Annotated in this window: 10 protein-coding genes and 1 riboswitch; of the genes, 9 read left to right on the forward strand and 1 reads right to left on the reverse strand. The window is 36.3% G+C overall.

The genetic code is table 11. From position 1 onward, the window contains the following. Positions 1-146: 146 nt before the first annotated feature. The 3 genes from T323_RS0107005 to T323_RS0107015 all read left to right on the forward strand — a co-directional run bounded on the left by T323_RS0107005 (position 147) and on the right by T323_RS0107015 (position 5195). Complete coding sequence (locus T323_RS0107005; RefSeq protein WP_026672633.1) at positions 147-1622, forward strand: protein adenylyltransferase SelO; 1476 nt, start codon at positions 147-149, stop codon at positions 1620-1622. A 206-nt stretch (positions 1623-1828) separates the two neighbouring features. Then, entirely contained in the window at positions 1829-2401 is a 573-nt protein-coding gene (locus T323_RS0107010) for a TetR/AcrR family transcriptional regulator (protein ID WP_026672634.1), read from the forward strand. 115 nt (positions 2402-2516) lie between these two features. Then, positions 2517-5195 (forward strand): YhgE/Pip domain-containing protein, encoded by a 2679-nt coding sequence (locus tag T323_RS0107015; RefSeq protein ID WP_026672635.1) that lies wholly within the window; start codon positions 2517-2519, stop codon positions 5193-5195. A 260-nt stretch (positions 5196-5455) separates the two neighbouring features. Here T323_RS0107015 and T323_RS0107020 read toward each other — a convergent pair whose 3' ends face one another. After that, positions 5456-6556, reverse strand: a complete 1101-nt coding sequence (locus T323_RS0107020) for an aminopeptidase (RefSeq protein ID WP_026672636.1) — start codon at positions 6554-6556, stop codon at positions 5456-5458. A gap of 199 nt (positions 6557-6755) precedes the next feature. Here T323_RS0107020 and T323_RS0107025 point away from each other — a divergent pair, with 199 nt between their 5' ends. The 6 genes from T323_RS0107025 (at position 6756) to T323_RS0107050 (ending at position 13215) form a co-directional block, all read left to right on the forward strand. Continuing rightward, positions 6756-7301: an RNA polymerase sigma factor gene (locus tag T323_RS0107025; protein ID WP_026672637.1), complete on the forward strand. Its 546-nt coding sequence runs from the start codon at positions 6756-6758 to the stop codon at positions 7299-7301. Beyond that, positions 7294-8577 (forward strand): DUF4179 domain-containing protein, encoded by a 1284-nt coding sequence (locus tag T323_RS0107030; RefSeq protein WP_026672638.1) that lies wholly within the window; start codon positions 7294-7296, stop codon positions 8575-8577. Before T323_RS0107025 ends, T323_RS0107030 begins: the two co-directional genes overlap by 8 nt. Before the next feature lie 317 nt (positions 8578-8894). Continuing rightward, positions 8895-9641 (forward strand): tRNA pseudouridine(38-40) synthase TruA, encoded by a 747-nt coding sequence (gene truA, locus T323_RS0107035; protein ID WP_026672639.1) that lies wholly within the window; start codon positions 8895-8897, stop codon positions 9639-9641. Next, positions 9634-9921, forward strand: coding sequence for a hypothetical protein (locus T323_RS0107040; protein WP_026672640.1), 288 nt, complete (start codon positions 9634-9636; stop codon positions 9919-9921). Before truA ends, T323_RS0107040 begins: the two co-directional genes overlap by 8 nt. Positions 9922-9938: 17 nt before the next feature. Next, the gene (locus T323_RS0107045) at positions 9939-10619 is read left to right on the forward strand and encodes a zinc metallopeptidase (RefSeq protein ID WP_026672641.1); all 681 of its coding nucleotides are present in this window, start codon (positions 9939-9941) and stop codon (positions 10617-10619) included. Positions 10620-10789: 170 nt separating this feature from the next. Next, positions 10790-10870, forward strand: a riboswitch (cyclic di-GMP riboswitch). Positions 10871-10974: 104 nt separating this feature from the next. Then, positions 10975-13215: a putative bifunctional diguanylate cyclase/phosphodiesterase gene (locus tag T323_RS0107050; protein WP_051556427.1), complete on the forward strand. Its 2241-nt coding sequence runs from the start codon at positions 10975-10977 to the stop codon at positions 13213-13215. Positions 13216-13251: the final 36 nt, after the last annotated feature.

Here is a 13251-nt window from a genome sequence, read left to right on the forward strand (position 1 = left end):
TGGATTTTGATTGAAGTTTGTTATGATAAACGTAAGGATTAGACAACAGAGAAACACAACAAGGTAGAAGGATAATTCAATAATGGGAGTAAACAATAAAACAAGATTGAAAAATGAATAAAAAATAAGGTAAAGAAGGAGTTACAATGCCAAATAATCAATCAAATCAAGTCGGTTGGAACTTAGACAATAGTTATGCCAAGCTTCCAAAGACGTTTTATTCCAAGTTAGGGCCAAGTTCGGTTCAATCACCAGCATTAATCAAGCTTAATTCAACTTTGGCTGAATCACTAGGTTTAAGGGAAGAAGCATTACAAAGCCAAGAAGCGCTTGAGGTTTTTGCTGGAAACCAAACTCCCGAACAAGCGGAACCATTAGCCCAAGCTTATGCTGGGCATCAATTTGGGCATTTTACAATGCTAGGAGATGGACGGGCTATTTTGCTCGGTGAACAACTAACACCACAAGGGAAGCGTTTTGATATTCAATTAAAAGGCTCTGGGCGAACACCTTATTCCCGTGGCGGCGACGGTCGAGCTGCACTTGGCCCTATGTTACGTGAATATATTATTAGTGAAGCCATGTATGCTCTCGGAATCCCAACAACCCGAAGTTTAGCGGTTGTGACAACAGGTGAACCTGTATACCGTGAGACTGAGCTGCCCGGTGCCATTTTAACTCGTGTTGCCGCCAGTCATATTAGAGTAGGAACGTTTCAGTATGCAGCGAAATGGGGTACTCACGAAGAATTGCAAAGGTTAGCTGATTATACGATACAACGTCATTATCCGACTATCGACATTGCGGCTGACAACCGATATGTATTATTTCTTCGTGAAGTGATAAAACGCCAGGCGGCCTTAATAGCAAAATGGCAGAATGTTGGATTTATTCATGGTGTGATGAATACCGATAATATGACGATTTGCGGGGAAACCATTGATTATGGTCCTTGCGCCTTTATGGATACGTATCATCCTGAGACGGTTTTTAGTTCAATCGATAGACAAGGGCGATATGCATACGGTAATCAGCCCTTTATCGGTGGCTGGAATTTAGCAAGGTTTGCTGAAACCCTATTGCCGTTGATCCATGAAAATGAAGAAGAAGCTGTAAAGATTGCACAAGAGGAAATCTCGACATACATGGATAGTTATGAAGAGTACTGGCTTGAAGGGATGAGAAAGAAACTTGGCATCATCACTAAGGAAAAAGAGGATAAGCACCTAATCGAGCAGCTGCTTACGATGATGCAACAACACGAAGCCGATTTTACAAATACGTTTCGCACTCTCACATTGGATAAAAAAGAGGACCTTGCGTTTTCAGAGTCTGACTCTTTTTTACAATGGTATAAAAAGTGGCAAGACCGATTAGACAGTCAAGGAGAAGCTAAAGAAGTAGTAATTCAAACGATGAAGCAATCAAACCCAGCTGTCATTCCCCGAAATTATCGTGTTGAGGAAGCACTTGAAGCCGCAGTGGAAGAAGATGACTATAGCGTGATGGAGAGGCTATTAGATGTTCTTTTACAACCATACGAATATGAGAAAGTAGAAGATAAATTTTGTACATTACCGCCAAATTCAAGTCAACCATATCGAACATACTGTGGTACGTAGTAACGGAGAGATGAACGTAAACTACTGCAGAAGCATAGGTGAGACCTCATCGTTCATAGCACGAGAAGGCTCACCGGTCATGCTTGGTATGTTTTTGTAGAAGGGAAGAAAGATTCTATAATGGATTGCGTGAATTTTCTTTTTATGTTACCTTTATAAGATGAAATGACTATTTTAGTTTTTTGGTCGACTGAGGGAGAAAGAATATGGAAAATGAGAAAAAGAAATGGATAGTAGAAGCAGCAACAAAATCGTTTTCGCTTTTTGGTTATAAAGCAACGACAATGGATCAAGTGGCGAAAATAGCGAAAGTTGGAAAAGGAACGATATATACGTATTTCTCTACAAAAGAAGAGCTGTTAAAAGCAATCATTGAAGATATTGGTAGGCAAATGAGAGACGTGGCAACACAATCCATCGACCCTACAGCGTCTTTTATAAATAACTTTAGTGCAGCATTAGGAGGAGTTGTTGCGTTCCGTGAAAAACACGAATTAACAATTAAGCTCTTTCAAGAAGTAAAAGAAATTGGAACGCCAGCCGTTGTCGATGCACTGCAATCGCTAGAAGTAGAAATATGTGATTTTATTGAAACAAGTATTATTAAAGCGATTGAAAAAGGAGAACTGAAGGAATGCAACCCGAAAATTACGGCTTTCCTTATGTTTAAAATGTATATTAACTTAGTGAATGATTGGAAAGAACGGCATGAACCGCTTCCTAAAGAAGAAGTAGCAAGATTAATAGAAATGTATTTTATGGATGGACTAGCGACATAAAGAGTTAGTCTTTCTTTTTTACTATTATTATGACCAAAAAACTAAATCAGTTATAATTACTCCTTTAAACGATATAGTGTAAAAGAGATGTCATGATTTAAAACTGGAGGGAAAAATGAAAAACATCTGGAGTATTTTCAAGCAAGATCTTCTAAATATTAAACGAGTCCCACTCGTCGGTATATTGCTGATTGGGTTAGCGATTTTACCTTCCTTGTATGCATGGTTTAATTTAGGGGCCGCTTGGGATCCTTATGCCAACACACAAGGAGTTGCGGTTGCTGTAGTGAACGAAGACATCGGAGCAGAAATAGATGACACATATATTAATATCGGAGAAGAACTTATTGAAAATCTTTCAGAAAATGAAAACTTAGGCTGGACATTTGTGTCTAGAGAAGTGGCAGAAAAAGGAGTTCGATATGGAGATTACTATGCAAGTATTTACATCAATGAAACTTTTTCTCATGACTTAGTTCAAGTTTTAGAAGGAACTCCTGTTCAAGCGGAAGTGTTGTATGAAGTTAATGAAAAGGTCAATGCTATTGCGCCGAAAATGACATCAGCTGGAGCATCAACCATTGTGAAAGAAATCAATGACCAATTCAGAGTGGAAACATCAAAAGTGATTTTTCAAGAGTTTGACAAGCTTGGAGTAAAGCTTGAAGAAGAGCTGCCTACGTTTCGGAAAATGAAACAAATCGTTTATTCTTTAGAAGAACGACTTCCTGAAGTGAATGAATTCGGCCAATGGGTTATTGCTCTTGATGAAGATTGGGAGCAAGTTGAAAAAAGTGTGGAACAATTATTAGCACTTGAAGATGTATTTCCCCAAATTTATGATGGAGCCGAACATATATACAAGCTTGAGCAACAGTTTCCACGAATAAATAGAATTGGTGACGGAATCCTTCAATTAGATGAAGCCATTCCTGAAATTGAGCAAGCTGTTGGAGAGCTAAATCAAATTAATGAACATTTCACGCAAATATCAAGTTCGTTGGAAGAGGCATTAGAGAAAACAAGTCTCGCCCAAGAAACAATTACAGCTATACTAGACAGCTTACCAGACGTTGAACAGCGATCTACACTCATCCAAGATTACATGGAGGCCCTTGATACGTTTGCAAATGAGGTAAGTAGTGTGGCGACCCCAGTTGTCGACACATTAGCCCAACAACTATTATTTATCAATCAAACTGCATCATCACTTGAACAGACACTTACATTGTTAGAAGACGAAGAAAAAGCAGAAGAGGCTATCGAAGCTTTACGTCGACTAAACGAGGAGTTACAATCCCATATCAGCGCTATAGAAAGCGCCATTGAGATGTATACAAAATTATATGAATTAACAAATGATGAAGGGTTAGTTACAGTCATTGAAGGTTTAACACGAATGCAAGATGTTCTTGTTCGTGCTCAACATGACGTCGCATTGATTCTTGCTCGAATGGAATCAGGTGAACCAATAGGAACAGACCGGCTTACACAAGCTCAAGATAAGGTGAAGCAAATAGAGAAACGTTCGAATGAACTTTATATGACTTTGACAAATGACGGAGTTCAAACGATAGAAAGGGTGGTTGAACAAGCACAAGCAAATTTATCAATATCTCAACTATCAGTCGAAGATGCACATCAACAACTTCAAAATTTAGAAACCGTATTATTACACGCAGAAAAAATAACAATAGCTGGAGAAGAAACGATTCAAGAGCTACTACACGATTTTCCAGAAATTGAGAAGAAGATAACTGAAATGACAGAAAGAATAGAACAGGATATCCCCGTTGTTATTGGTGTCATTGAGTCATTAAGCATGTTTGTCAAAAATGATTTACCGGTTCTTGAAGGTCATATTAACCAAGTGTCAGATTTATTAAAAGAAGATGTTCCTCGTATCGAGAAAAATTATGCTAAATTAGCGAACATAGTGGAAAAGAATGTCCCTGTATTCCAGAGTTCTATCAAAGAACTAGCGGATTTTAGTCGAAAGCAATTGCCTGAAATGGAAGAAAACATTGGTGATGCTGCCGATAGAATTCGAGAAATCGAAAAAGATGACCGTATTAATCAAATCATTACAGCACTTCGAAATGATTTAGATGAAGAAAGTGAATTTTTTTCAAGTCCAGTTGATTTAATAGAAGATGAGTTATTTCCTATTCCGAATTATGGGTCCGCCAATGTTCCTTTTTATACGACACTAAGTCTTTGGGTAGGAGCATTATTGCTATCAAATTTAATTAGTACGAATCTTCATAAAGCAGATATTCGAGAGCATTATACGTTACGTCAAATCTATTTTGGTCGAATGATTTTATTTCTCATCGTCGGAATGTTACAAGGGCTTTGTGTAAGTGTTGGGAATTTAACAATACTCGGTATTTACGCCGCACATCCGTTTTTATTAATTGTCTTTTCCATTGTGATCGCCATTGTATTTATGACCATTGTGTACACTCTTGCCTCCATATTAGGGAATATTGGAAAGGCATTGGCGATAGTTCTCCTAGTTCTTCAATTATCGAGTGGGGGAGGAACGTTTCCAATTGAAGTAGCTCCACCGTTTTATCAAATTATTCATCCTTTTATGCCATTCGCATATGCGATTAACTTGTTACGTGAAGCGGTTGGGGGGATTATTCCTGCGCTTGTTTGGAGAAATCTTTTCGCTCTTGCTTGCTTTTGGGTGCTTGCAATAATCGTTGGCTGTTTATTGAAGCCTCTATTAGCAGCAAGGATTCAAGAGACATATGAAAAGTCGAAGTCGAGTCGGTTAGTTGAGTAGAGGTGAAAGCCCTATAGCTGACGTTAACGGACATCTATTCCGCTAATCCCTTAAAATTTGAGCTTTTTACTTTTTGTTCGGGCATATGTTCCGTTATTCGTTCAAAACAGCGACAAAAGTCTTCAGAATTTGTAATGTAACGGAACTAATGTCCGATAGCATAAACAAAATAGGATATATTGTTAAAATAGCGGAACAGATGTCCGTAAGAATTGTCAATATAGAGTCAGATGCTCAATTCATTCAATTGAGCATCCTTTTTACCGTAGTGCTTCAGGATTTAATCCTAACAGTTCCTCAACGACAAAGCGTCCATTTTTACTAATGAGTCTGTCGTCAAAATAAATTTCGCCACCGCCAAATTCAGGTTTTAATAATAAAACTATATCCCAATGAATACTTGATTTATTCCCATTATTAGCATCTTCATAAGCTTCGCCTAAGGCAAAATGAACACTACCGTTGATTTTCTCATCAAAGCCGATATCGTTCATGATGTTATTAATATGTGGATTTAATCCAATTGCAAATTCCCCTAAATAACGTGAACCTTCATCACTATCTAATAAGTCTATTAACCTTTGATCGTTTGTGCAATCAATTACTTTTCCGTCTTTAAATGAAAGTTGAATATTATCAAACGTTTGGCCACTATACATCGCTTTCGTATTAAAGGATATCGTACCGTTAACAGAATCTTTAATAGGAGCTGTGAAGACTTCACCATCGGGTAAATTCACTTTTCCATCACACTTTATCGCTGGTATTCCTTTAATGGAAAATTGTAAATCAGTGTTTGGTGCTACGATACGAACGTTGTCTGTCTTCTCCATTAATTCAACAAGCGCATTCATCGCTTTTGATAATTTGCTATAGTCTGCTGTGCATGTTTCATACACAAAATTCGTATATGCCTCTGTACTCATCCCGGCAAGCTGGGCATACGCTTTTGTTGGATAGTTAAAGACGACCCATTTCTTTTTTACTTCTTCATCACTAACTGCTTTGTATGCTTGGCGAAAACGATTTCTTTTTTCAGCAGGAATATCTGCATATTCAGAAACATTATCTTCCCCTAATAAAAAAATAATCGCATCCATTTCTTTTACTTTCTCTAGTTTGAATTTAGCATCAAGCGTAAATTGTTCTTCAGAGCCAAGTAGCATCATTTTTCGATTTAACTGATAGTTTGAGATATCAATAAAAACATGACCACCTGCTTTATAAATTTGTTCGATAAACGGTAGTAACACATCTGTGTCTTTTAAATCGAGTGCGTGAATATACACATTTTCTCCAGGTTGAACGTTAATGGAATAGGTGACAACGGTTTGCGCGAGTTGTTGCAATTGTATGGACATAGTATAGACCTCCAAATATTTTCCCGTAGCTTTCAGCTGAAAACTATGATTATAGTAATGAATATAAGGCATTTTTGAAAAAATAGGAAGCAGGAAAGAAGGAGCATTATTTGTTCTTGATAAAATTCGTTTAAAAAAATGAAAACGTAATGAACTTTTTGAGAGGGTAGAAACTCTTATTAGTAAGAGAGGTGAAACCATGAATGTGACACGACTAGTGAAGAAAGCGAAAAAAGGAAATAAAGAAGCATTACTTCAACTCATAATGGAACAAAAAGATGATTATTATAAACTAGCTTATACGTATATGGGGAATCAGTATGACGCCATGGATGCCATCGAAGAGATGACGGTCATTGTTTTTGAAAAAATCAATCAACTGAAAAAAGAAGAGCGGTTTTACAGCTGGAGTAAGACGATATTAGTAAATAGCTGTCGCTCACTATTACGGAGACGAAAGAAAGTAGTACTTGTAGAAGACTGGCAACAGTATACAGAAGAGCAAGTAGCAAATACACCGAGTTTAAACCCATATCAATCTACTGATGAACATTTGGATATTTTGCAATTGCTTCAACACGTGAACGAAGATCAAGCTGAAGCGATTAAATTAAAGTATTTCCTCGATTTGGATTATGAAACGATTGCACAGTTAACAAATGTTTCAGTTGGTACTGTAAAGTCAAGGGTCTTTCAAGGGTTAAAAAAGCTCAGAAGTTTTTATGGAGGTGAGAACGGTGAATAATATTGAAAAGGACCTTGAATACGAGCGAAAAAACATTCAACAATTAAAAGCGCCAGAACATTTTGAAGCCCAGTTAAGAAAAACACTCGAAGGGAATAAGAAAAAACGAAACCGCTCAATAGTATGGAAAGCTGCTTCTATTATTTTTATTTTCACCATTCTTTTTGGCTATAATTTCAATGCAGTTGCCTATTATAGTAAAAAAATATTAGGGTTTGAAGAAGTTGAAACGACAACATTGAAACAATTAAATGATGAGGAATTAGGGCAAGTGATTGATAAAAAAATAGAACTACAAGACGGCACGACTTTCACAATTGATGGCATTATATCGGATGCAAATCGTCTTGTCATGTACTATACATTAATGAATGAAAATGGCCTTGATGAGATGGGACACCCTCATTTTCACCCATATAAAATCACAGGATTTTTAACAGACTCAACGGTAATTAGCGGAACGTCATTATTAAGTGATGACGAAACAGAAATAAAAGGAGTAATGGATTTTGAAGCGGTAAGTCCGTTTGCGAAAAAATTAACTTTGCATTACTCCGATAAAGGTGGTTACATTGAGACAAATGAGGGCACGATAACATTTCCGTATAACCCAAATGAAGCATTACAAACGATATTTAAACGTTCAATTAACAAAAAAGTAAAAGTCGATAAAGGTACGATTACATTTGATTCCATTGTAGCTACGCCAACAATGACGACTGTAAGCGGGAAAATGAATGTTGAAAATTATGACCGAATTCCGTATGGATTTAATGGAATTCAGCTTGAAGCAGACGGAAAAGAAATCGGTGCTATCGGTGCCGGTATAACCTCTTCCTTATTTGGAAGTGAGATTGAAGTGAAGTTTGATGTCATTCCAAAAGATAGTCAAACATTAGAACTTAAACTTCATGAGTTTGTTGGTTATCAAGTTGTCGATAAAACAATAACACTTGCCAATGTTAACGATGATCCGATTGACATAGGGAATAAGAAGTTATGGATTAAAGATATTATACAGTCTCACGATAAAGTGGAATTGAGAATTGCCACAGAAGAAAATGTATTGCTTGATGGTGTATATTTGCAAGCGGATGATGTTAGCGTTCCTGTGCTAACGACGAAACAACAAATCGAAACAGAAGATGAAGACGGACAAATTTGGAAAGAACGAACGATTGTCTTTGAGACAACGATGACTCCGCTCTCACTACAAATAGAAGGTATTCATTATGTGAAAGAATATAAGGAAACCATTCAAATCCCAGTGAAATAAAAACAACAAGCGACGTTGCATTAAAAAAGGTTGTTATAATTTTACATTACTGTTGACAAAAGGCTGACCACCATGCTATTTTTTCCTTAGGTAAACTTTTTTTACCTAAAACAACTTCGGGAGGTGAGTATACTCCAGTCGTTCATCAATGGACATAAGCAGGTAAAGCATAGGTAACTTTCTTCATTTGAAAACAAAGTAGTAAAACTCCTCCTAAATCCCTCGACGGCCATCGAGGGATTTTTAACTTATATAAACGTATGGTGTATCGTAATTTTTGATATGATAGAGGGAGAAGCAATAAAGGAGAAGAGAAAATGAAAAATTATAAGCTCATCATTCAATACGATGGAAGTCGGTATAAAGGCTGGCAGCGATTAGGAAATAATGAAAATACAATACAAGGAAAAATCGAGCAAGTATTAACGGAAATGACCGGAGAAAAGATTGAGATTATTGGAAGTAGCCGAACAGATGCAGGTGTTCATGCGTTACATCAAGTCGCAAATGTTAAAACAAACTATCAAACGTCTCCGGCAGAAATAAAAGCATATGTAAACCGGTATTTACCTCAAGACATTAGTGTTACCGACGTAGAAGAAGTTTCGGAACGTTTTCATGCACGCTACCATACGAAACAGAAAACGTATATTTATAAAATTTGGAATCAAGATCATCCCCACCCTTTTATGCGAAAGTATAGTATGCATGTGAAGGAAAAGCTGGATATATCGAAAATAAAAAAAGCAGCTCACTTCTTTATAGGGGAACATGATTTCACAGCTTTTTCAAATGCAAAGTCTAAGAAAAAAACGATGTTTCGCGAAGTATATGGGATTGATATTCAAGAAGAAGATGGCTTTATTCTCATTAGAGTAAATGGAAATGGTTTCCTTTATAATATGGTTAGAAAAATGGTAGGCACGTTGATTAAAGTAGGGTTAAATGAGGTTGAGGCAGAAAGCATCCCAGCAATTTTACAATCAAAGGAAAGAAATCAAGCGGGATATATGGCTGAAGCTGGCGGATTGTTGTTAGAAAAAATTGAGTTTATCGATGAATGATAACATGAAAACTTCTCTTTTATTAGAGGAGTTTTTTTCTTTTCCGGTTCATATTGAGTTCATATTGAAAAAATATAATAAAGAGGATACATCGTGGACAGGCTGTTGGAAAGAGGGGTTAGCTTTGATAAAAAAAGGAATCCTAACAAAATCAGAAGAAACGAATCCAAAAACACAAACCCAATCGTTATTGGGAAGAAAAAACGTTACCGATATTATTTTGCAGCTACAACAGCTCGGTGTTCAAGCAGAGTGTTGTAGAAGACCACAGCATAGGTAGAGGAGGAAAAATTTCATATGTTCTTTCATCCAATGGACATCCTTATATTTCTTGCGTTAGGTTTAGCCATGTGGGCACAAACAAAAGTGAAAGGCAACTTCCAGCAATGGTCCAATGTTCGAGCTTCATCGAATATGACAGGTGCTGACGTCGCAAGATATATTCTCGACCAAGAAGGGTTAACAAATGTGAAAGTTGAATTTTCAAAAGGTGGGACGCTAAGTGATCACTATGATCCTTCAGCCAAAACCGTCCGTTTATCTGACGGTGTCTATCAAGGCTCGTCCATTTCGGCTTTAGCTGTTGCTGCGCATGAAGTAGGACATGCCATTCAAGATGATACAAAATATGGCATGCTTGTATTACGCCATCGTTTGTTTCCACTCGCAAATTTTGGTTCTCAGCTAGCACCGATGTTATTTATTGCAGGTTTCCTCCTAAACTTAACAAACTTAATTGGAATCGGAATATTGCTCTTTTCTGGTGCGGTGCTATTCCAGGTTGTAACGCTTCCGGTCGAATTTGATGCAAGTCGAAGAGCAAGAACAAAATTGCTCCAGCTAGGTTTAATCACAAATCAAGAAGAAAAAGGAATCGGTAAAGTGTTAAATGCTGCTGCATTGACGTATGTAGCGAGTACGGCAATGGCGGTGTTCCAGTTAATCAAGTTTATCATGATATTTAGAAGTCGACGATAATGAAAGGAAGATGTAACTGTTATTGTTACATCTTCCTTTTTTACGTGTATTTAAATATCCGAAATAAGGTAAAAAGCACCATTAGCACTTTCTTTTTATATAGTATTATTTTACTACTAATCGCATCTTTGTAATGATATAATAGAACTACAAGTATGAAAAATACAATTTCACTGAAAAGGCAAACTTATTGAAAAGTAAGGACGCAAAACTACAGGCCTAAGGGAAACTATGGTGGCTGAGTTACCAAAGGAATAACTTAAAAAAAGGTTATTTCCATTTGGAAATAACCTTTTTTGTACACATAAAAGTTTTAGTGCCTTCATACTCCACTACGAGATCGGAGTGAGATTAAATGTTACAAAAAAATAAAGCTGCTTTAGTTTATATTATATCGATAATTATTACTTATTATAGTTGGCTTATTGTTTTTCCTGAAAATGAGTTGATGCTAGGGATAGCATCGATTCTGTTTCCCATTATAGCAGGATTCATGAGCTTACTTTGGATTTTTCCTGCTTTTTACAAAGACAAAAGCAAAAATCGATATTTTTGGTTGCTTTTATGGGTAGGTATTGTCATTTACTTAATTGGAAACATCATATGGCTTGTATCTTTTATTGAAACAAATACATCCCTTTTTCCAGATTCTTCTGCCCTTTGTTGGATGATAACGTATCTTATATTTTTAGTTGCTTTAGTATACAAAATGATTATTCATTTTACTTTTGCAATAAAAACTTATTTGTTTAATGTATGTATTTTTATTACAGTGGCTATTTCGATTGTTGTTCATTTTTTAATAGCACCTGTTCTTCTTCTTTCTGAGAATTCAATGCTTCTAACTGTGATGGGGTTAGCTTATCCGATATTTAGTTTAAGCATGTTATTCATAATTATTTGCCTTCACTTTTTATCTAAATATAGTAATGAGAGGCAAACATTATTGCTCATTAATATCGGTTTTCTGTTTCAAATTATTGTAGACTTTATATCTGGATATTTAATTTTCATTGAAAATTACCAAATAGGGAGTTGGCTTGACCCATTTTGGACAATGGCACTCTTGTTTTTGGGTTTAGCTGGTTTAGTTGCTCAACAAAATCTCAATTCACCTATTGCTACTAATGAAGATTATACCGAAGGAAAAGAAAGATGGTTTCCTTATGTTATTAGTATTTTACTAGTCATTATCTTTATATTTGAAGCAGAGTGGATGATAACTCCAATGGGGATAGGGTTAGCCATCGTCTTTACCATGATTATTGGCAGACAACTCGTCATTATGAAAAAAAATGATGTGTTAATGAAGCAATACAGACATATGGCCTATCATGATGGATTAACAGAATTAAAAAATAGGTCGAGTTTTCAAAGCGAAGTGGACTGTTTTGTTGAAAAGGCGAAGATGTTAAATACTAGTGTTTCTGTTCTTTTATTAGACTTAGATCGTTTTAAACACGTTAATGACACGTTAGGACATGATGTTGGTGACCAATTATTAATTAAAGCATCTGAACGTTTAAAACAAACTGCGAGCAAAGAGAGTGTTTACCGACTAGGTGGGGATGAATTTGTTCTCGTCCTCACTGATGCAACAAAAGTACAAAGTATTGCTTTAGCGGAAACAATTATAAACGAATTTAAACAGCCTTTTTCATTAGGACATCATGAAGTGATGATTACACCAAGTATTGGGATTAGTTTGTATCCCGAAAATGGCCAGTCAAGTGAAGCTTTATTAAAAGCAGCGGACACGGCGATGTATTTGGCTAAAAACAAAGGGAGAAACAATTATCAATTTTTTGATTTACAACTAAATGAAAAAATGACACGTCGAATGGTCTTAGAAAATGAATTGCATAAAGCGATTGAGAAAAAGGAACTGTCTTTATTTTATCAACCAAAAGTAGAATTAAACAGCCGAGAAATGGTTGGAATGGAAGCATTGTTACGTTGGAATCACCCTGTATTAGGAATGATTTCTCCACTTGAGTTCATTCCGATTGCTGAAGAAACAGGACAAATAGTAGCCATCGGCGAATGGGTGTTAAAGACTGCTTGTATGCAAAACAAACAATGGCAAGAAAAAGGATTCCCTCCTCTTTGTGTATCGGTAAATGTGTCCGTTCGCCAATTTCAAACAGGTAATTTTGTCAACACAGTAAAAGTGGTGTTAGAAGAGACAAAACTTCACCCCACTTTTTTGGAACTAGAGATTACAGAAAGTATATTACAAAATGTGGACGAATCTCTTCAAGTCATAAAAGGGTTAAAAGAAATGGGTGTGAAAACAGCCATTGATGATTTTGGGAAAGGATACTCTTCCTTGCACATTTTGAGAGAACTACCAATTGATACGATTAAAATTGATAAAATATTTATCGATGATCTTTTGAGTCAAACGAATGATTCTATGGTGAAGACGATTATAGATCTCGGACTGAATTTAAACCTCAAAGTTGTAGCAGAAGGGGTAGAATCGGAGCAACAAGTAAGGGCATTAGCTCATTATAACTGTGGTTATGGACAAGGCTATTTGTTTTTAAAACCTGTTTCAAGTAAGGAGTTTGAACTTTATTTAGAACAACTGTAGATAAGTCCACTTGTTTTCGTAGTTTGGTATTTTGAA

It is taken from the genome of Alkalihalobacillus bogoriensis ATCC BAA-922 (genome assembly GCF_000621445.1).
Classification (GTDB): Bacteria; Bacillota; Bacilli; order Bacillales; family Bacillaceae_F; genus Bacillus_AO; species Bacillus_AO bogoriense.